Here is a 20,167-nt window from a genome sequence, read left to right as displayed (position 1 = left end):
CACAGCAAGAGTTTGGGGCATTATTTTCAATTATTTTTAGCGGTAGAGGCGCTAAGAAGCCTCAAAGGTTTCTATTCCAGACTTTTGGGCCCTTTAAACTAATAGTTTGGCAGACCGAGTAATGAAGAACCAAATAATTTAATGAATGCTGGTTCTATCATTAAACTTCATATTGTAACGGTAAATTTACACAAAACTCGAAAATTGTACGCTTCTAACACGAGCAAAAAATACTCTGATAGTCTGATCCAGTAACTAAAAAGAAGAGCCAATACCTAGCTTTTAAGCCAAACGAATAAGCCTCGCTACTAGAAATTCAACGCAACTGGACTGGCAAAGTTCAGCAGAGTTTAATACCTAGTTGCAGGGATACTCATTGATTTTCGCTCCTAGCTCACTTGATTTGGGTATAGGGTAGAAAACTTTGGCTCTTTAAAACCTTGTTGAAGTGTACAGATAATCATGTCCAAGCCAAAAAAAATCAAAAGAAAAGGTAGACCCCGCTTAGAACACGAGAAAAAAGCAAGTTCTAAAGGAAGGAAATCAATGCGAGGTCAGCCTGAAGCCTATGACGAACTCAAAAAAATTGTTTCTTTGAGTCTTACCCCAACCGCTTTGACAGGATTAGATGAATTCAGTGCTTGTTTAAATATTTCTCGCAGTGAATTGGTTGAGCGAATCGGTCGGGGTCTGCTGACGATCTCTGAACTGACAACGAAGACCGAGTGAAACTTACGTTTCTACTTGGACTAGAGGCCTGGAGCTACTAAGTAAGAGCTAAATGACTCGCCCTTCCCCGATGAGTAAAAGGTTGCTTCAATCCTTAGCCTTTAATAAACCTAGAAAGGCGGAGGATTAGGATTTATTTAATACCTAAAATTTATTAGGTATTCGCTAATTATTTATTAATAAATCCTGGGGCTTTGAAGCTAGAAATAATACTCTAGAAGGGTTGAGCATTTATATAGCTAATTGCCGCACGCACCGATGAAATCGTTAGCTTCGATAGCGAGTAGTGCTGTCTATAATAAATAAACGAGTAAAGGAGGCTGGAGATGAAAAGATGAGCAAAACTTAAATCATTGGCACCGTAATTCGAGAGCTTTTAAATAATAGCTCAATGGCAATTTAATTTTTTTGTGTACCGTCAGAGGCATTTATTATGCAGGACTCTCTCACTTGCTGGTCAGTATTGGAGATGTATGAAGAACAAGTTCGAGCGATATATCCAGAGTCGAAAGCTAAACGAGTTATTAATGAATTTCGTTGCGCTACCTTACGGTTTTGGTTATCACAATTAGGCTTTAGTAGGGCAACATCAGGTCGAAAGATGACAAAAGCCGAGATTGAAGCAGCTAAGGAGTTTTTAAAAACCTTAAGAGTTGAAGTGTTGCTCAGCGCCCGTCAAACAATACAGCAGGCTTTCCAGAGCCAAAAAGCGTCTATTGCCAGCCAAAACACTTACGGAAATCGATTTAACCAATTTTTGAGTTGGAGCGAACAACAACCGTGGTGGCCAGCTAGAGGTTCGCGGCGGGCGATAGTGAAACAGCAATCCTGCCCATCCATGAAAAATCCCTATGGCCATACCTCCAACACTCCCTTGACCGAGCGGAGGACAGTGCATCAGGAATACACGCTCAAGCCTCAAGACACGCCTGCTCCTTTACAAAAAGAATTGGATGACTTTTATCAATATTTAACTGACCCAGAGTGCCCGTTCCGTGTGATTGACCCAATTAGCGAATTATCCGCATTAGAATACACCAAGAATATACGTCTAATGCTTGGCTGGTTTTGTTACCACCGCACACCGCCAATTGGGTTAGAGCAACTGCGTTTGTCACATTTGATTTCTGTGGTTAGGCAAGAAGACTTAGAACATCTCAATAGCAAAGAACAGGCAAAACTATGGAAACAGCATAGGCAAACCCTTGAAACTTGGCTGTGCAGTTATTTTCGTTTCTTGAGAGAAGTCCTCCACTCGAAAAGTCCTTCTACCAAACGCAATAAGTTAGGGGCGCTTTTAGCACTGGCTAAGTTTCTCTACACCAGTGAGGTGGAGGAAAACGCGGATTACAAGCAGATTCCTCTGTTCAAAGCGCTTAACAACCACTTAAGTTCAGCGAGAAAGGACATCAGCGAGTGGGTGAAAAATCGGCAGTCTGTTTCAGATTTTGAGAAGAAGTGGCCGGATACGGCAGAAGGCGAGACAGCGCTGGAAGTTGTGAGAACCAAAATTGTAGAACCGTTGCGTCTGGAGTGCCGACCCAGAAACAGCCGAGGTCGATTTCGGGGAGGCTTTGCCATTGCTAACAGCTATCAAGATTACTTAAAGTGGTCGCTGCTTGCTGACATCCCCGCCAGGCGGCAACAAGAATACCGTACTTTAAGAATTGCGCTGATTTGTCCTGTTAAGCGTCCAGAATCCGTACCGCCTGACGGCTTGTATCAGCCCCTGCCGCCTGCACAAGTGCGTGAAAAACATTGGGACGGCAAAATTAAGGACAATTATCTTTACTTTACCTATGTCCACGAGAAAAAGCCTTATCCTCAAGGGGTCTGGGTGCTGGACATTCAACAGTACAAAACCCGCTCGACTCACGGCGGACAATCGATAGTAATTCCCAACCGCCAGTTGGCTGACGGCAGTTGCTTCTATGATTACCTAGAACAGTATTTGTACGGCAGTTGGCTCTGTGATGGTTATAAAAATCAACAGGTCTATGATTGGTGGCAGCCAGAGTTAAAGGGACAACGGGGACGCTGGGTGACAAGTGGGCGAGCTGAATTCAATCCGTTGGATACCTTCTATCTGTCAACGGATGCCAATTCGCCCAAGTGGCCTTGGGGCTATGTGTTTGTCCTCCCCATACTTGGCATCGGAGCATCAGCTTCGCAGTTTGGTTGCTCGTTTGAAAGTACCTCTCATCGTTTTATTGGTAAGCGGATTTCACCCCATATGATGCGGTATTTCTGGGCGACTTGGGCGTATCAAGTCGGACTTGATGACGCCCAAACTCGGTCGTTAGCTTATGCGATGGGACATAAGGTGGAGACATTACGGAAATTGTATGAGCGCTGTACTCCGGAAGAGAAGCGCCGACCGATTGAGGAGGTGATTGAGGAGCTGTTGTTTAAGCAGCCGCCATCACCTGAGTTGAAGCAGGAAGCAAACACCCAGCCCGAAACTTTGCTTGCCCAGTTGCAGAAGTTAAGTCCTCTGGAACGAGAACAGCTCATGGCGATGCTGGATATGCTGGATAAGTAATGGGGCTGCTATCTTGACCGATGGTGGGTATTCTAGGGGCCAGGTTTGAGGGTTTGGAGCGTCTTCCAGCTCCGACTTTTCTTGGCTATTGTTGGGCGTGGCTGCAATAGAAGTAAGTACCCTGGTTAGCGGGATTGAATGCGATCGCTATGTGCTTGGGAAGCTTTAAATCCAATTAAGTTACTTGCACAACTTCGTTATCACCAGCTCTCCACCGGCGTGCGATCGCCCCAACCCTCTTTTAAAAAAGGGGGAAATGGAATTCATAGTCCCCCTTTTTAAGGAGGATTTAGGGGGATAAATCAAGGTTCTGCAACGCTAGAGGATGTTTGGAAATACACAGAGAGTACAAAAAGTCTCAGGCAAGCCTGCGTAGCATCAGCCGGATTATGGTGATATAAATGGACACTTCCTCAGAAGCAAGGATTCGCTCATAATCGACATTTAAGCGACGACACCAATGCAGCCAAGCGTAAGTGCGTTCAACGGTCTAACGCGCCCTCTTGACTTTGGTGCTCCGAAGTCAAGCTTCACCCGGTAGGGAGCCGGAAGTCGAGAGGGCGATCGCTATCTAATCCTGTGGAATACACGGTACACACTATACAAGGATTACAAAGATTAAGCTGGCTGCGATCGCAGTTTATCTTTTCAAGACTGATCCGGCTGCTCTTGAAGGGTGCGATCGCGCTCGCTTCAAGAGCAACGCCGCAAGGTAGAAGCGTTGCTTGAAGGGTGCGATCTACGCGATCTGCGGGATGACTTATGCCTTTGAAGCAATAGACCTCATGGGAAAGTCGCAGGAGGGATGGCAAAAGGAGGTTAGAGTCGGGAAAAGAGTCTATGACGATGTAGAAACGGATCGGACGCTAGGGCGATCGCCAGTTGAGAAATGTATGTATGACGACTTGAAGGAAAATCCTTCCTCAACTTCAATAGAGGGTTCTGGTTTTATTGAAATTGATTCCTGAATCCCTATAACCGTTAGACACGCTAAAGAACGTTAACACTCACCAATCCGCTTGCTAACGGTTAGGGAACTGCATCCAGCGACACGAGAATTACAAGCTGACCCGCTTTTAAAGATGCGATCGCGTCTTTAAAGTCAAACTTCACAAGTTTAAGCGATCGCGCATTACCTGAGGTTCTCTCTCACAAGCGTTGATGAATGCGATCGCCTCTTCCCAATCAAACTTTTCTAGTTCAATGAAGTGAGATCGTGTCTAACGGTTAGAGACGAGAGCAACTCTATTGGTATTTGATATGGTGTTGCCGAATAACAGTTTATTTGTTGTCTTAACAAAATGTTGTCGTTGAGCGTTTCTATCGCTACCAAAGCCTAGATATATTTGGATAAAGAAAAGCTGGAGTTAAGACAATTATGGCTTTAAAGAGGAATTCCTACCAAAGTATTAATTGGCGCAAAACCCCTATTGTAAAAGATTTGAAAGTTTTTTGGATGAACGACCCTAATGTGTTAATAGCGACAAATAATTTGTTATCTGACATCAGTTTTGATGAGCTAGTCAAATTTTAGATGCAATCGCTCAAAAGTCAGCCTAACTCAGTCATTCTAAGGCTTGAACTCAGTCAGCAGTCCTGTTTCATTAAATTATCGCCGCTGATACCAGTTACTAAGGCGAGTTACAGGAGTTGAAAAAGATTTTTGATGCCCTGTAAAACTTAAAAAACTCCCTATTCAGGAGAACAAATTGTATGAAACGGTTTTTTGCACTTACATCTGCTGCTCTCGTTTTCAGTGCTTCTGCTCTCAGTGCTTCTGCCGCGCTTATAGCAGGATCGATTGTAATCAACAATCAACCTGCACAAGCATACCCCGCCCGTTTTGAGGGTGAATAATTTTAGGATTTATGCATTTTGTTTATGAGAGCAGGCTTTGCTCACCACTCATAAACAAAATGCACTCAGGTAGAGGACTTGTAAAAGTTCTGTCGTATCAATTTTGAGGTAGTTACAATGTCACTTTTCAAGGTTCACTCCCTTCTAGTTGCCGTCACACTCATTTCTGCTGCCGCTCCTGCTTCTGCAATTACCCGTCTTGGCAATGCTGAAGCTTCTCAAGTTGCATCGTGTGTTTGTCAAGGGAAAGTTTTCCCTGATAGGCTCTGTCCAATGATTCACTGCACTGATGCATCTGCTTCAGTTGCCTCAGCAGCCACAATTGATAGTTTTGGAAGCGACAAAGCTTCCAAGGCTAAGGACAGCCTTATTCGCTCGATATTTGAGATTGCTTCCATAGGAAACGATCGTCAGATTTGTGATAAAGGCACTGGTAAGTGCAAGTAATAAAAGAAGTTCCGTAATTTGATTGGAGTTCAGGATGTCTAGATTGATAGGTACATTAGAACAGGCTTTGAGTTATCAGCACGAGGGAGTGGTCGCTCGTTTTATGGATGAATTTGCTGTATCTAGAGAAGAGGCAGAGAAAATTTTTCTTGAAACAAAGCGCTGGTTGTGGCTGAACTCAAAGCATCTTGACGACCTAAATCAAGACTTGCCTAATGTTCCGCGGTCGCTAGGCATCCGAATCTCCATCACCATAATTGATGAGATGTGGCATACATTCATCTTATTCACTGATGACTACGCTAATTTTTGTGAAAAATTTTTAGGGCAGTTTATACCACATTTACCTCTTTTTGAACGAGAGGAGGAAAAGACGCAGATTGAAAGGGATCAGGAGTTCATTCAATATCTCTCTTATCTCTACGATTACATAGGAGAAGAATCTTTAACTCTATGGTTTAAGAAGTACCCTCTAGAGTACTCACTTGATCAGATTGATACTCTCCGCATTCATGCAGCTAGAAAACGTATGTGTGAGAGGTCAAAACAAGCATATAGGAGACAACATAGATTTTTTAAACTCGGTCTAACTCAGCTTCTATCTTATATAATCCGTTTTCCGAAAAGAACTCAATGGAGTAAGAGTTCTAATACCTGATAACTGGGCCAATTACATTTGTTCGATACTTCTAATCACTTGATGGCAAGTCATTGCTTTGATGGGTTAGAAAATTAGTCCTGCTTGCTTCTGTACAAGTTTTTACAAAAATTCAGAGTTAAAACAGGGAAACTCAGCCATTCTCAGTCTTGAAGTCAGTGATGCTTCGGGTTTGATAAGAACATACAGAAATTTGAGACAGGAGAAAAAATCATGGCACAAGTTTCTAGCAAGATTTGTTTGCTTTCGGGTTTGGCTATTGCTGTAGTTAACCTTAAGCAGCAAATTGCAACATCTTCTCAAAGAAACGAAGACTCAAAATACAGTACAGAGATTTTGGCACATCATCGTGCAATTGAACATGTACGGGAGGTTCAGGCAAACTATCAGCTTCGAGGTTGGATGCGCTAGGTTGCTGGGCATCTAGTTGGAAATGGATGAGACATATCAGAAGCCTCTTCCAATAAAGGTTGATTTTTTAAATTTGAAAACTCAAGGAGAATGAAATGTATTCTTATAATCAGCAAACCCTACAGATTCTAATGTGGTTTAGCCTTGGAGTCGCTGGCGTAACCAATCCTGCGAGTTTCATGGAATAGCTCCCTAAAAGTATAGCTCTAGTGTTGCTTTAAAGATTTCATCTTGCCGGATTCAACAGAGCTTATCAATGCCTCTCCATCTGCCTCACGAGAGAATAAGGGTTTCGGGTGCGATCGATGATTTTTGCTTATGCCTGCGCTTTTATCACCGTCATCAAGTAAAGTCTGTAACCCTGAATTTGTAACTAATAGTAGAGTCGGCACATCTGGCCGAATCACCCATGTTTGGCCAGATGTGCCCTTTTACTTTTAGAGTGGCATGAGAAAATTAAGGGCATTGCTGAAGCTTCTAGCAGGAAGGAACTGATCCGGCTGCGATGAAGGGTGCGATCGCACTCGCTTTAAGAGCAACGCCGCAAGGTAGAAGCGAAGCTTTCAGGGCGCGCTCTCCGGGGTGACGTATGCCTTTGAAACAATAGACTTCTTGCAAAAGTCGCAGGTGGGATGGCAAAAGTAGGTTAGAGTCGGAAAAACTATGTAATTTTTTTGGGCCTTTTTCCCGAAGCTGGCAAATATAGATGAATACTTAATTTATACTCAAAATATCAGTTGATATGGAAAAGAAACTTGTCATAAGAACGATAACGTTGGCAAGATTAATGACATTGCCAACATTGATGGTAATTACAGGTCTAAGCTTTGCTACACAGGTGTTGCCATCTGCGTTACTGACTGAAGGTACTGTACTGGTAGGAGATAAGTGCAAAAAAGGTTGTGGTACCCCGCCTGTGTGAAGTTTTCTCACCTATAAGTTTTTAGGGAGCATGCTGCTACGGTTGAGTTAACTGGAATTGCTACCATCAAACCCTCATTCCAATTACCTTAAAAACTTTAACAGCTACAGTTATTAGTTAATCCCTCTGATAACTGTAGCTGATACTGATAACTCAAGAGGCAAAAACTGATATTTTTTCGTATTCATCCCATCACAAAAATGAGATTCGCTTCTCGTTCTCAAACGAGTGTTGGTCTTCAAATAATCATGCAGCCAACTACAACCGTACACTAAAAGCTGCTCCAAATTTAAACTTTGCAATTCTAAACCATCAAGAGTCCAAATTTTGATAGTTTTATCGAAACTGGTACTAGCAATGGTCTTACTATCGGGGCTAAAACTTACGCTGCCAACACCATGACTATGCCCCTTTAAGGTTTTAAGTTCCTTGCCATCCAGATTCCAAAGTTTAATTGTTTTGTCATCACTAGCACTAGCAATAGTTTTTCCGTCGGGACTAAAACTTACGCTAAAGACTCTACCAGTATGCCCCTCTAAAGTCTTAAGCTCTCCGCCGTCAAGATTCCAGAGTTTGATTGTTTTGTCACTACCAGCACTAGCAATAGTCTGACCATCGGGGCTAAAACTCACGCTTAGGACTCCATCGCTATGACCTTTTAGGGTTTTAAGTTCCTTGCCATCCAAGCTCCAGAGTTTGATTGTTTTGTCATCACTAGCACTGGCAACAATCTTGCCATTAGGGCTAAAACTGACACTGTTGACTGTGGCGCTATGCCTCTTTAAAGTCTTAAGCTCTCTGCCATCAAGATTCCAGAGTTTGATAGTTTTGTCATCACTAGCACTAGCAATAGTCTGACCATCGGGGCTAAAACTTACGCTTTCCACTGCATCGCTATGACCTTTTAGGGTTTTAAGTTCCTTGCCATCAAGATTCCAGAGTTTGATAGTTTTGTCCTCGCTAGCACTAGCAATAGTCTGACCATCGGGGCTAAAACTTACCCAATAAACCTTATCAAGATGCTGGCCTAGGGTTTTTAGCAGACGACCATTACTACCCCAAAGTTTGATAGTTTTGTCAACACTGGCACTAGCAAGTGTTTTGCCATCGGCGCTGAAACTCACACTATAGACCCTATCGCGATGGCTCTTTAGGGTTGTGAGCAAAGTATGATGAGTACTCCATAACTTAATAGTATTGTCAACACTGGCACTAGCAAGTGTTTTGCCATCGGGGCTAAAACTTACGCTTAGAACCCCACTACTATGCCCTTTTAAGGTTGTAAGTTCGCTACCATTGTTACTCCACAGCTTGATTGTACTGTCCCCACTACTTGAAGCCAGGGTCTTGCCATCGGGGCTAAAATTTACACTATAAACTCCAGAGCTAAGTTCTTCTAGGGTTTTGCTAAAGCTGCCATCGCTACTCCATAGCTTGATTGTTTTGTCCAAACTAGAACTGGCAATGGTTTTGCCGTCAGGGCTAAAACTTACACTTAAGACCATATCGCTATGACCCTTTAGGGTTTTAAGCTCTCTGCCGTCTTTACTCCACAGCTTGATTGTTTTGTCAGCGCTGGCACTGGCAATAGTCTGACCATCAGGGCTGAAACTCACCCTTAAAACCTCGCCTTGATGCCCTTTTAGCGTTGTGAGTAAAGTGCCTTTTTCAAGGCTCCAAACTTTAATGGTGTTGTCAGCGCTAGCTGAGGCAAGCAGTCGCCCATTCGGGCTAAAACTTACACTATAGACTGGTTCACTGTGACCCGATAAAGTTTTGAATAAAGTGCCTTTTTCAAGGCTCCAAAGTTTGATGGTGTTGTCACCACTAGCTGAGGCAAGCAGTCTTCCATTAGGGCTAAAACTTACCTCAAATACATCAGCACTATGCCCCTTTAGAGTTTTAACTAAAGTGCCATCAAGGTTCCAAATTTTAACACTTTGGTCGCCACTAGCGCTAGCAATAGTCTTGCCATCGGGACTAAAACTTACACTGTAGACTATAGCGCTATGGCCCTCTAAACGATTGCGTTCTTGCATTTCAGAGAGTACTTGTGTGAGTTGTTTCTCCACTGTATTTTTTATATCAAATGGAGCCTCAATTTCGAGTAATTGACGACCTGCTTTTACACTATTTACCAATGCTCCAAGCTGATCGTTTGAGTTAATATTAACTGTAGACAAAGCATTTAGTTCAGCGATTTCTGCTAAATTTCTTTGCTTCTCTGCTTTCCTTACCCGGATGTCTGCCCATCCCACTACCATGACCGCTACAACAAATATAATTGATAGTATGCTAAGTCCAGAGCGAATTATTCGCTGAGCTTTCTGTTGTGCCTTAATTAATGTCTGATTAGCTTCACTTAATGTTAAATTAGCCTCACTTAATATTTGGCTAGCCTCTTGTTCTACATCTAAAGCAATCTGAATATTTTGCTTATCGAAATCAAGGCTTGCTGCTAAGAACTGATAATCCAAATCACTTAAACTCTTACCAATTGCCCATGCTTGGGTATTTCGTAAGTCTTGCCCACGCAGAAGCTGTGAAGTATCTTGACGAGACGATTCTTCCCAAGCAATGATAGGTTCTGCATAAGGTCGCACAAAAGCTAGCTCTTTCTCAACCCACTTTTCATCAAAAACGGATTCATAAATGCGATTATAAATTCTTAAAAGTCTGTCCTGCTTAACTACTAACCCAGACAGCCGCAATTCCATTTGTTCAAGACTGTTATCGCTCTCAATTTCCCCTAAAAGCAAAATTTGCTGATACAGGCCCAACAATCGAGAGCTTCGCCTTTCATTACTAAGTAGGCGCTCGCGTATTGTCTGTAAATGCTGTTGCTTGTCCTGCGCCCACCAATTCTCTATTATCCGCTCTCGTACAATTGCCGTTACCCATTCTTCTTCATCTTGAGGATGAATGGGTAACGAATATGTACTAATTAGTTGGCACAACCATTGCGTTAGGAACGGTTGCCCACCCGTCCATCTTAATATCTCTTTTATCACTGCTTTGGGATTACTAACTACCCCAACCAATCCTTCCTTTAAAGGCTCGGTTTGATTTAGTTGAAAGCCAGCCAGCTCAATTGCTCGACTATCAATATTAAAAGGTGTGTAATTTGTATTTGCAATTAAATCCGTAGGTGTTGCCACTCCCAGCAGAGCGAAAGTGAGGCGACTATATTTTATATTATCAGCACGTTTGTTATAACAGCTACGAACAAAAGCGAAAAAATCGTCTTTAAACTCCAAGTTCAGAACATTATCAATTTCATCGACGAAAATAACAATATTTTGATTAAGATTTTTTAGTAGTTCTTCTGAAATAAACTTACTCAATCGCATTGATGGAGGAATATGTTGATACTTGTACCACCAATCTCCTATATTAATATCCAAATTAAACCCACTTACTAAAAGGCTAAGGAACCCACCAAAAAATTCATCTGGTGTTACCTCATAGCTACAAATGTCTCTCATTTCAATTGCACAACAAGCAAACCCTTCTTTTTGTAAGGTTTGCATTGTTCTTACTCGCAGACTGGACTTACCCATCTGTCGGGAATTTAATACATAACAGAAAGAACCAGCCTTTAACCCTTCATACAGTTCATAGTCTGCCTGTCGTACTACATAAGTAGAAGCAGACTCTGGTAAGCTTCCCCCTACTTGATAAGAGTTGCCGGAGTTGTGTGTTGCACTCATAAATTATCGTGGAAGCGATCGCGAAAATACTGGCGGTATAACTCGTAACGGGGAATTGCATTATTGCTTGAAAGCTTCACCAGTCCCAAGTCATTTAACTTTACTGCCATACTTTGATTCAACTGGGAGTTAAATTCTACCGGGGAGTCTGCTAGGACTATCTTTTGAAAAGCACAAGCCAGTTCAGGGTTAGATTGCAGATTTCTCCAATGTCTTTCTAAGTGGCGACTATAGACTCCCCGTGCTGTATAAGATGTTTGCAGCAATTCTTCAAGGGTTGTATATTGTTGTGCTATCTGTTTGAGGGCTTCCCCCACTAAGTAGGGATGTCCTCCCACCATAGCCATTAACTGTATAACTCTGGCTGTATCCCAGTCCAATCCATACCGTTGTGCTAAAGAAAGCACTTGCTCTTGGTTGAAGTCTGTTAATGTCATCTCACATCCAGCATTAAACGGGGACTGATTGATATCAACCTCAGTGTAGATTTCCGAATGTAACACGACTAGCCGAAGTTGCCGCCAGAGTTGGCGAGTCTTAGCGTCCTCATGCCACGTTCGCAGCATACCTAAAAACTCGCTAGCAATTTCTCGTATTGAGAAAATTCGGTCTACCTCATCTAAAGCTAAAGCTAAGGGAATTTCGCCTGGTAACAAATACTTTTCAAAGTAGCTTCGACATTTAATCTTGCTATTCCCAATACTCTTGCGCCAGTGTTCTTCCACACTTGTAGTCAATTCCAATCTGTCAGCGAAGATTGTACAAAACCACTGCAAGAATTTATCCAGATTAGTGAAATCTTCTTGGGTTGCGTCCCGTAGGTTTAAAACTACTGTTCGGTACCCCTTTTGTTCGACGTAATGTATGAGCCTTGACATCAGCTCTGTTTTTCCTGTCTGCCAAGGGGCTTTAATTCGCAGCAGACATCCCGGCTTCAAAATCTCCGAATAACAGCGCTCTTCAATGGGTGGGCGTTCTACATAAAAGGCAAAATCCATCCCTTGGGCTTCCACAGCAGACAGACGCCCAAACGGCTCTTTTGTCTCAAAAATTTTGTATTCTTCCAGTTCACCTAAATCGCTTACATGGAGCGATCTCAAAAACTCGGCTCCTTCCACTTCACTGGGCTTCTCTCGGCTGTTCTGAAAGCTTGATACATCATCAACTTCTTCCAAGGCTCCATAATTTCTCCTGGACTCCATCTGAGTCTCCTTACCCAAAACTAATGGAGTTTCCAGGTCAAATTCAGCAATTTCCCCGCAGTTTAAGGACAATTTCTGACAGATATCTTCAAAAATCGCCCGATCTACTGGTTTACCCGTCAGAAAGTTGACCACTGTGGAGCGAGCTAAACCTAGATCCTCCGCTAGAGCCTGTTGGCTAAGAAAGCTGTTCCTTCTGACCGCTAGCTTAACTATCCCTATACAGTCCTGTCGAACCTTGAGCGATCGCGGCATATCGATACTTATGAGCTACTTAGATTCTATATGGATGCCATAGCTCATGGATGCAATAGCTCAAAAGTCAGCCTTACTCAGTCAATCTCAGCCTTGAACTCAGTTAGCCAAGAGTTTTGATGAAAGTATCGAACTCATAGCAGTAAGGAAAAACCCATGAAATTTGGTATTGATATCGGACATAATTGCCCACCGGATACAGGTGCAGTCGGACTTCAAAAAGAAGATGATTTAACGAGAGCCGTTGGCAGATTATTGATGCAAAAATTAGCAGCCGCAGGTCACACAGTCGTTAACTGTACGCCAACAACAGCTAGCAGTGAGACTGACTCTTTAAGGCAGCGAGTCAACAAAGCTAATGATAATCGTGTTGATGTCTTTGTCTCGATTCATTTTAATAAATTCAATAGCCAAGCCAATGGAACTGAAGTCTTTGCGATTAGTCGAGTCAGCCAGTCCATAGCTGAATCAGTCCTTAAAGAGATTGTCCAGCTTGGCTTCAAAAACCGAGGCGTAAAAAATACTCCATTCTTCGTTTTAAAACATACCTCAATGCCCGCCATTTTAGTTGAGTGTTGTTTTTGTGACTCGTCAAAAGATATGAATATCTTTGGGGCTGAGGAAATGGCTGAAGCAATCAAGCATGGGTTAATTGGGGAATCAGATGATAATTCGCTCCCTCAGCCTGGACTTTTGCGAATTAGCAAGTCAACTATCTTAAAACCTTCTACCGAACAAGCCCTTGATTTACCACCAGAAACACTAGCTAACATTGCTCCTGGTGATTATCCTGTCTTAGATTTTCGGTATGAAGAAAAACACTACTGGGTTAAGTGGGTTGATAAAAGTCAGGCTAATCGAGATGAACATTTTGTTTTTGAGAACCACGGGAAAGTTGTAGACAAGCCGTAAATTAATCATTGAATTAGGGCTGACCACCCAACAACGATAAACCATGTTTCTGAAGTTTAGTAATCGTTGTAATAACTTATTAACGTTAAAAAAACCTGGTTTATGCGTTAGTCCTATGAATCATCAGACAACACACGCAAAAGTATCTCTGGTTAGCAGAGAAGTTAAACTAAGTAATTTTTATCAAGGACAAAATCATGGCATTACTAGACGAGTTAGTGAAAAACTATGCGGCTAAAGATTTGGAAACAATCTTTAACCAGGTTGGCATTCCCTCTGCAAAAGTTCACCCAATAAATCGGCAACCTTTAAAAGAAGTGACGCTGGCTCAATGGTTGCTGGAATCGGGCAGAGCAACCAGCGACCTCGCTATCAAGGCCTTCAATTTCGCTGGCTTGAAATGGCGGCATCCTGATATGGATGGGTTTGCCACCGCTATTAAAATTAAAGTTCCTTCTGAACCTCAAGAAGTTGAGTTCTGTCAATTCAAGGATGTTGATGCCTACATTATGGGCTACTGGAAGTTTTTAACCCGCTCTCCCTACGCAGGCTTAGAAGAGCATACTCATACGCCAGAGACTTTCATTGGATTTTTGCAACGTAAAGGGTATGCTGCCGACCCTGGGTATATCAACAAAGTTATAGGCTTACTCCCAGAAGCGCAGCAGTTACTGGCCCGTGCCAGCGGGATTACAATTACGCTCCCACCTGTACAACTCCAGGCAACCCGTGCGCCTCAAGAAGTTGAGGTAGGGCAGAATTTCAGGGTTGAAGGTGTTGCCTCCATAACTGATAGTGGCAAAGTTTTGCTGCTTAAGATAGACGATAAATTCCCATCCAAAGGTGCAGCTATTGGTCAGGATGGTAAATGGCAAATTGATTTCGTGTTTCACCAAGCGGGCGCTCGCAAAATGCAAATAGCTGTCGGCAGCGAAACTACAGAAATCTCCATTAAAGCTGTTACTTCTGCCAGTGACCAAGATGACGAAGAAACGCCAAACCCTACAGGAAAGGTGGCGATAAAGTTAACTAAAAGCGTGGGAGTTGGCGTAGTTAACAACAATAAAGACGAAGTTAAAGCTGTCAAACAGCGATTGCGTGACTTAGGTTATACCTGGGTGGGTAATCCTGATAGTGTAACCATAGATACGGGTACGGTTAAAGCAATTAAGCTGTTCCAATCTATTATTGCGGGTCGCAGCACGGTTGCAGGTGATGGACGAATTGATGTGGGTGGCCCTACTCATCAATGGTTACAAGCTGCGAATGCACCGCGTTGGGTAGCAATGCCGTTTAGCGATCCATCAATTGGTTTTGTCAATTTTGAGCGCGATCAAACTAATGATGAACACGATTTTGGTACAGATTGGTTAAAAAATACCATCTTGGAGGTTGCCAAGGATTATCAAGCCAGTTATCGAAACGCTAATCCGGGTGCTGCCCCATTTGCCATCAACGACATTAGTCTCCCTCATGGAGGCGATACGCCTGACCATGCCGGACATGAAACTGGCTTAATGTGCGATGTCTTTTTGCCCAGAAAGGACGGGAAATTTGGCGGCATTCACTGGTGGGATAGTAGTTATGACCGAGGCGCTACGCGAGCGCTGATTACATCCATGCGTAAGCACAAGCTAATACGGGCTGTTTTTTTCAACGATCCACAGCTAATTGAGAAAAGGTTGTGTACTCGCGTGCCAGGTCACGACCATCACCTTCACTTTGAAATTAACCCGCCCGTGAGAACCTAATTCTAAGTTTCTCGTTGGAAAAGGAGGGAGCGCTCTCATCGCTTCTTAAGAGCAAGTAGAGCAATGAGGCTCGCTTTCTTCAATTTTTCAAAATGTTTGAGGGTGCATCTTATCTCATTACAGATAACAAGTAGGAGTCAACTTGTATGCAAGTTCATTCATTAACTGAAGATAAAAGAAGAAACGATTTGGAAGTTGAAATTAAGCAAGTCAGCCAAGAATTAACTCGACTCAGACAGATAAATAGAAACTGGGATGCCAGTTTAACAATTACCACTATTGTTCTTACTCTGGTGATTACTCTTCTCAATACTTTAGATAGAGTGAACGAGCAAGATCAGAAAATAGTAACAGGTATTGTTGGGGGAGTTATTGTAGCCATTCAATCGATTGGCAATGCTTTTCCTGTGAAACAAAGAGCTGGAAGCTACCGGATTCTTGAAGCACAGGCTAACAATTTGTTAAGCGATGTCAGATTTGTCGAAGATTTACAAGAATTGCAAACTCTTGAATCTCAGTTCTATCAATTGAGGAATGAAGTGGCAAAAGCAGACAGCTAATAGTCAGCTCTTCAATTGAGTTAGTTGGCATCCCCCTGTCGAATTTAGATTGATTAGGACTTATTAATATTCCATCGCTGGTTCGCACCAGTGATGGAATATTATTTTATGAATTATAGAAATTTGCTCGCGCTCCTGATTTATGGAATAAGGGGAAGGGATGATGTTTCTCATCTTGCAATAATGGGCGCGATCGCATCTTCACCCTGGCAGGTACAAACTCGAACTCTCCTCCGGACGGGCATGGAGATAGCGCCCGGTGACTGCAACGGAAGAATGCCCTAGCGTTGCAGCCACCAGATGCACCTTCGCTCCCCGCTCCAGGGCATGAGACGCATGGGCATGGCGCAACCAGTGGGGACTCACTTGACCCTGAATTCCGGCCCGTTTCGCCGCTGCCTGTACAATCTGATGCACCCGTTCCCTGGTTAAGTGGCTTTCATGATTCCCCTTGCGACTGCGGAACATCGGGTCATCTGCTGCCGCATTTCCCCGCAGCTGCATCAATTCCATCCACAATGACTTAGGCAATAAGACGCTTCTAGTCTTAGAACCTTTCCCCAGCACCGTCACCTGTCCGCTTTCGCCCCGACGTTGCAAATCCTTCCACTTCAACTGACATAACTCCGTTACCCGCAATCCTCCTAGATACAGCAGCCGCAGAATCAGACGATTGCGGGGATGCGTTTCCAAAACAATCATTGACTGCACTTCAAACTCTGACAGCAGCCGTTCGTTCAGAGTATCCGGGGCTTCCGGCAACTCCACCAACGCACCCACATTCTTGGGCAGCACATCGCTTTTATGGGCAAACGAAATCAAAGACCGAATTGCCGCCATGATGGTGCGTTGAGTTGAAGTTGCTAACCCCTTTTCTTCTAGCGAAGTAGCAAACCCTTGCACTTCTGCCAGCGTCACCAAATGCAACGGCTTCCCCACATACGCTAAGAAGCGCTTAGCATAGAGACGATAATACTCAGCCGTGCGCGGACTCTTGCCGTGCAGCCATAGATTGAGCATCTGCTCCGATGCCGTAGTTACGGTTTGCGTCTCTACTAACGTTATGGCTCACCCCCTACCCAAATCATACGCTGCGATCGCACACTCAGGCACGCCCGGATTTGACATTAGTCTGGTTATGTTGCACTGGAGCAGAAAATTTAACCCAGACCATGAAGACTGGGTGACGATGAGACGAACGGGCGATCGCTAGACTTTATACCTGTAACTGGTAAAACTTGCTTTCGCCTCTGCGTAGGCTTTATTGAGTGCTGTTATCCGAGCTTTGGCGATCGCGCTGCTGTTAACATCCGTGTGCCAAATCTTGGCGGCTGTCCGGTACGCGCTTTTGACTTCTTCTAAAGTGGCGTTGGGCGATATTTGCAAAACTTCCCACCATGCCCCTGTCAAAGGTGGGGCAAAGATGGATTCGATCAGAGTCCAGTCGCAGCCGTAGCAGACTCGGTAAATTCCTTCTAAGGCATCTCGTCCCATCTGGGCAAGAACTGTTTGGTGCCACTGCCTAAAGGCATCACGATAGCGCTGCTTCACGGCAGGTTCGCAGTCACCAAGTGCGCCTTTGGTCAGGAATACATCAAAGCCGATAAACATTTCCCCCTCTCTCGGCCTTGGATCGTGGAACGGATCTTTCCCCTCTGCTAAACGCTCAAGCACTTGCCGGGTAGCCTCTGAGGGTTCTGGCAGTTCTAGAAGCTGAGTTAGTTCTTTGGCAATTTCCCGCGACTCTGGGTTTTGTCGCCACTGCCAGTAATTCACTTCAGGCTTACCTAGTTGTTCGGCGTAGTTTCTCAGCCAATATTCGTGGCGATCAATCGGCGGGTAAATCCCTACCTCTAAAGCCTTCAATATCCCCCAACGCTTCTCCCAGAAAGCGTTAACGATTCCCCACCCCAGATCGGACGCTTCGACCACCCATCGCACAGCTTCTAGAGGTGTGGCAGCAGTAGCAGGTTGATCTAGGTAGATTAAGCGGTATTCATGCAATCTCTTAATGGCTTTGGAAAGGTCTTCAGGGGATGCCAGCGCCCAAGTGTTATCAACTTGAAACAGGCATTGATTCACCTGATCCGCCAAGGAGAAGAAGCGTTCTAAGTTCTTGCGCCACTCCTTCTCCCACTGGGTGTTACCTTCCTTCTTCCACCACTTCTTGTACTGCTGCTCAATGCCGCAGTACGTCTCGAAGTCTGGTTCATTGCCGCCAAGATCCAGCAGTTCAGGAATTAAAGAAGCTGGGATCTGCCAATACTGGGATAAACCCGTTACAGGTTTATTGGGCTGTCTAGCTTTATAGAATTTTTCGATAAGTCCTTGAACTTCCGACTTCACCGGGTCTGGCACCCGCATCACGGAGGTAGTGTAATCCTCTTTTTTTGTCCTGCCGCCAGTGGGTTTATTCATTGTGGTTGAAAGCTTTAGCATACCTACATTATACCTGTTACAGGTTTAACAATCTATTTTAAATAGAGAAAGCGATCTCTATTCGTGGGCGACTGTGACTGGGTATTAAAACCTCTGGATTTAGAAGCTTTATACCCGTTACAGGTTTATTGGGGAGTTTTTACAGAGTTTTCAGAGAGAATCCGATCGCCTTCCCTGTCCCGCGCTACGCTTCCGGACAAGTAGAAGATCCAGGGGCTATCCTCGCCAAATTCCAGCCGGTAGTATTTGAGTGCCCAGACTTCAGCGAACTGGCGATTAGGAGCGATTGCTAGTAGGTGCGCCCGATACTTTTCCTTCTCCTGTAGCGATGCCCTGGCAAACAGCGCTCCAAGAAACCATTCACTTTTGGGGCGGATGTAGGCACGGGCGAAGCGCTCAATGACAGTTGAATAAGCCAACCCCAAGTTTTGCTTGTACGCCTTCCGCCATTGCTGCCTAAATTCCTTCTCCCATTTGGGCAGACATTCTCTGTAGTATTCCGACCAACGACTGCTCCCTAGTTCGGTTTTGTCGTCGGTCGCCCTCTGTTGTAAGAAGTCATAAGCCCTGTCCACTTGGACAAATGCCGCGCTGGAGCCGCCGAGGTCGGGATGGGTGCGTTTTACTGCTTGACGGTAGGCGGCTTTCAACTCGTGCAAAGTGAATGGTGTAGCCAGTTCCAGCGTTTTAAGCGCTTGTTCGATGTTCATTGGATTGGGTTACAGGTAATAGGGAATGGATTGGTCATAATTTGTTTATGACCAATCCATTCCGAGGGGTATGGATTTGCTTCATACCCCTCGGAATGCAGACTAGAAGCCGTGCGCTGCTAGAACTTCGTTGTGCGACCTGTGCAGCGTTGCCTGCTGTTTCTCGTACCGAGCAAGCAAGTCCGCAGCAGCATCCTCCCGGCATTTGAATGGGTGTTGAAGACTGCGGTCTTTATGTATCCAACCTCCCAGCGTCAAACTCTCCCTGATTTTGCCGATGCAGACACTACCCTCGTAAACCAAAAATTCGGGGGTTAGTGCGGAGGATTCAGGAGTCTCCGAGAAGGTAAAACCAGGTTGTACAGCACGATGCGATTCAAAATCCTGCAACCAACTATCGACCGCAATCCAGAATTGTTTACCTGTCCTTTCTAGGTTGACCGCACTCATGAAGTCCTCAGTACGGTTACGAAGGGCAGCTTTGACAAAGTGAGGTGTTAGCGCTGCGACTGAGATGTGCTGGTAGCCGAGAGTTGTCCTGAACCGTTCCTTGACTTTATGGATGTAGCTTTGGCTGGGTTGGTCGATTTCGATAGGTGCCGAGGCAGGTGTAACCCAGGAAATTTTCTCGCCTGTCGCTGGATTCTCGATCTCAACGAGACTCCCAGGTGGGATGCGATCGCGCTCAGCATCATCGGTTGGGATGTCGCCGCCGTCTGTATCATCTGCTGGGCTATCGTTATCGCCGCCAAAATCGTCAAAGGTTTCTGGGCTATCGTTGCCGCTGCCATCATTGGGTTCTGGTTCTGGCTGTGGCTCGTTATTCCCCCCTTCGCCGTCGTTGCTGAACAATCCCAAGACTGCGGACTTTAGCAGCGCGATCGCGTCCGGTGCCAGCTCCGCAACCTTGGCGACGGCATCCTGTAAGGACTGAATTGCTCCATCTGCGACGGTTTCAGCTTGGCTCAGTTGGTCGATGCGAGATTGACGGGCGGCAATAACTGCCTGAAGGTTGGCGATCTCAGATTCTAGGTTTTGGATGTCAGATTGAAATAGCATGAG

The 20,167-nt window shown here is 44.5% G+C and carries 20 protein-coding genes and 1 pseudogene; 13 read left to right on the top strand and 8 right to left on the bottom strand.

What is annotated here, in order from left to right; translation table 11 throughout:
- Positions 1 to 546: 546 nt before the first annotated feature.
- Both H6F74_RS26785 and H6F74_RS26780 read left to right on the top strand, forming a co-directional pair.
- Positions 547 to 729: a hypothetical protein gene (locus H6F74_RS26785; protein ID WP_190429851.1), complete on the top strand. Its 183-nt coding sequence runs from the start codon at positions 547 to 549 to the stop codon at positions 727 to 729.
- A gap of 433 nt (positions 730 to 1,162) precedes the next feature.
- Positions 1,163 to 3,271, top strand: a complete 2,109-nt coding sequence (locus H6F74_RS26780; RefSeq protein WP_190445155.1) for a site-specific integrase — start codon at positions 1,163 to 1,165, stop codon at positions 3,269 to 3,271.
- A gap of 358 nt (positions 3,272 to 3,629) precedes the next feature.
- On the opposite strand, the pseudogene H6F74_RS26775 reads toward H6F74_RS26780, so the two are convergent.
- Positions 3,630 to 3,758 (bottom strand): annotated as a pseudogene (locus H6F74_RS26775) (IS5/IS1182 family transposase); the annotation flags it as partial.
- A 92-nt stretch (positions 3,759 to 3,850) separates the two neighbouring features.
- Here H6F74_RS26775 and H6F74_RS26770 point away from each other — a divergent pair.
- The 6 genes from H6F74_RS26770 (at position 3,851) to H6F74_RS26745 (ending at position 6,644) form a co-directional block, all read left to right on the top strand.
- Complete coding sequence (locus H6F74_RS26770; RefSeq protein ID WP_190445154.1) at positions 3,851 to 4,000, top strand: hypothetical protein; 150 nt, start codon at positions 3,851 to 3,853, stop codon at positions 3,998 to 4,000.
- Positions 3,997 to 4,239 (top strand): hypothetical protein, encoded by a 243-nt coding sequence (locus H6F74_RS26765; RefSeq protein ID WP_190445153.1) that lies wholly within the window; start codon positions 3,997 to 3,999, stop codon positions 4,237 to 4,239. The genes H6F74_RS26770 and H6F74_RS26765 overlap by 4 nt, the downstream gene beginning before the upstream one ends.
- 745 nt (positions 4,240 to 4,984) lie before the next feature.
- Positions 4,985 to 5,128 carry a hypothetical protein gene (locus H6F74_RS26760; protein WP_190445152.1) on the top strand — a complete coding sequence of 48 codons (144 nt, stop codon included), beginning with the start codon at positions 4,985 to 4,987 and terminating at the stop codon, positions 5,126 to 5,128.
- A gap of 117 nt (positions 5,129 to 5,245) precedes the next feature.
- Positions 5,246 to 5,575 (top strand): hypothetical protein, encoded by a 330-nt coding sequence (locus H6F74_RS26755; RefSeq protein ID WP_190445151.1) that lies wholly within the window; start codon positions 5,246 to 5,248, stop codon positions 5,573 to 5,575.
- 34 nt (positions 5,576 to 5,609) lie between these two features.
- Positions 5,610 to 6,233: a hypothetical protein gene (locus H6F74_RS26750; RefSeq protein ID WP_190445150.1), complete on the top strand. Its 624-nt coding sequence runs from the start codon at positions 5,610 to 5,612 to the stop codon at positions 6,231 to 6,233.
- 213 nt (positions 6,234 to 6,446) lie between these two features.
- Positions 6,447 to 6,644, top strand: coding sequence for a hypothetical protein (locus H6F74_RS26745; protein WP_190445149.1), 198 nt, complete (start codon positions 6,447 to 6,449; stop codon positions 6,642 to 6,644).
- Positions 6,645 to 7,121: 477 nt separating this feature from the next.
- Here H6F74_RS26745 and H6F74_RS29725 read toward each other — a convergent pair whose 3' ends face one another.
- Positions 7,122 to 7,283 carry a hypothetical protein gene (locus tag H6F74_RS29725; protein ID WP_206756358.1) on the bottom strand — a complete coding sequence of 54 codons (162 nt, stop codon included), beginning with the start codon at positions 7,281 to 7,283 and terminating at the stop codon, positions 7,122 to 7,124.
- Between the two features lie 148 nt (positions 7,284 to 7,431).
- On the opposite strand from H6F74_RS29725, the gene H6F74_RS30760 reads away from it, so the two are divergent.
- Positions 7,432 to 7,566 carry a hypothetical protein gene (locus tag H6F74_RS30760; protein WP_277875873.1) on the top strand — a complete coding sequence of 45 codons (135 nt, stop codon included), beginning with the start codon at positions 7,432 to 7,434 and terminating at the stop codon, positions 7,564 to 7,566.
- A gap of 113 nt (positions 7,567 to 7,679) precedes the next feature.
- Here H6F74_RS30760 and H6F74_RS26740 read toward each other — a convergent pair whose 3' ends face one another.
- Together H6F74_RS26740 and H6F74_RS26735 are read right to left on the bottom strand one after the other, a co-directional pair.
- Positions 7,680 to 11,276 carry an AAA-like domain-containing protein gene (locus H6F74_RS26740; protein ID WP_190445148.1) on the bottom strand — a complete coding sequence of 1,199 codons (3,597 nt, stop codon included), beginning with the start codon at positions 11,274 to 11,276 and terminating at the stop codon, positions 7,680 to 7,682.
- Positions 11,273 to 12,613, bottom strand: a complete 1,341-nt coding sequence (locus H6F74_RS26735) for an AAA-like domain-containing protein (protein WP_190445147.1) — start codon at positions 12,611 to 12,613, stop codon at positions 11,273 to 11,275. The genes H6F74_RS26740 and H6F74_RS26735 overlap by 4 nt, the downstream gene beginning before the upstream one ends.
- A gap of 276 nt (positions 12,614 to 12,889) precedes the next feature.
- On the opposite strand from H6F74_RS26735, the gene H6F74_RS26730 reads away from it, so the two are divergent.
- From H6F74_RS26730 to H6F74_RS26720, 3 genes are all read left to right on the top strand, one after another.
- A complete protein-coding gene (locus H6F74_RS26730; protein ID WP_190445146.1) occupies positions 12,890 to 13,645 on the top strand; it encodes an N-acetylmuramoyl-L-alanine amidase in 756 nt (251 codons plus the stop codon).
- A gap of 197 nt (positions 13,646 to 13,842) precedes the next feature.
- Complete coding sequence (locus H6F74_RS26725) at positions 13,843 to 15,396, top strand: glucosaminidase domain-containing protein (protein ID WP_190445145.1); 1,554 nt, start codon at positions 13,843 to 13,845, stop codon at positions 15,394 to 15,396.
- A gap of 146 nt (positions 15,397 to 15,542) precedes the next feature.
- On the top strand, positions 15,543 to 15,956 hold the full coding sequence (locus H6F74_RS26720) for a hypothetical protein (RefSeq protein WP_190445144.1): 414 nt from the start codon (positions 15,543 to 15,545) through the stop codon (positions 15,954 to 15,956).
- 201 nt (positions 15,957 to 16,157) lie between these two features.
- On the opposite strand, the gene H6F74_RS26715 is transcribed toward H6F74_RS26720, so the two are convergent.
- Positions 16,158 to 16,976 carry a tyrosine-type recombinase/integrase gene (locus tag H6F74_RS26715; RefSeq protein ID WP_190445143.1) on the bottom strand — a complete coding sequence of 273 codons (819 nt, stop codon included), beginning with the start codon at positions 16,974 to 16,976 and terminating at the stop codon, positions 16,158 to 16,160.
- Here H6F74_RS26715 and H6F74_RS26710 point away from each other — a divergent pair.
- Positions 16,969 to 17,169: a hypothetical protein gene (locus H6F74_RS26710; RefSeq protein ID WP_190445142.1), complete on the top strand. Its 201-nt coding sequence runs from the start codon at positions 16,969 to 16,971 to the stop codon at positions 17,167 to 17,169. The genes H6F74_RS26715 and H6F74_RS26710 overlap by 8 nt on opposite strands.
- Here the strand turns inward: H6F74_RS26710 and H6F74_RS30265 are convergent.
- The 3 genes from H6F74_RS30265 to H6F74_RS26695 all read right to left on the bottom strand — a co-directional run bounded on the left by H6F74_RS30265 (position 17,166) and on the right by H6F74_RS26695 (position 20,164).
- Positions 17,166 to 18,374 (bottom strand): J domain-containing protein, encoded by a 1,209-nt coding sequence (locus tag H6F74_RS30265; RefSeq protein ID WP_190445141.1) that lies wholly within the window; start codon positions 18,372 to 18,374, stop codon positions 17,166 to 17,168. The two genes, H6F74_RS26710 and H6F74_RS30265, sit on opposite strands and share 4 nt — an antisense overlap.
- Before the next feature lie 146 nt (positions 18,375 to 18,520).
- Positions 18,521 to 19,105 carry a hypothetical protein gene (locus H6F74_RS26700; protein ID WP_190445140.1) on the bottom strand — a complete coding sequence of 195 codons (585 nt, stop codon included), beginning with the start codon at positions 19,103 to 19,105 and terminating at the stop codon, positions 18,521 to 18,523.
- A gap of 102 nt (positions 19,106 to 19,207) precedes the next feature.
- The gene (locus tag H6F74_RS26695) at positions 19,208 to 20,164 is read right to left on the bottom strand and encodes a hypothetical protein (protein ID WP_206756357.1); all 957 of its coding nucleotides are present in this window, start codon (positions 20,162 to 20,164) and stop codon (positions 19,208 to 19,210) included.
- Positions 20,165 to 20,167 lie beyond the last annotated feature (3 nt).

Origin of the sequence: Trichocoleus sp. FACHB-90 (genome assembly GCF_014695505.1) — a bacterium.
Classification (GTDB): domain Bacteria; phylum Cyanobacteriota; class Cyanobacteriia; order Cyanobacteriales; family FACHB-T130; genus Funiculus; species Funiculus sociatus.
Note: the sequence above shows the minus strand (reverse complement) of the source record. Positions and strands in the feature narration are given on the sequence as shown.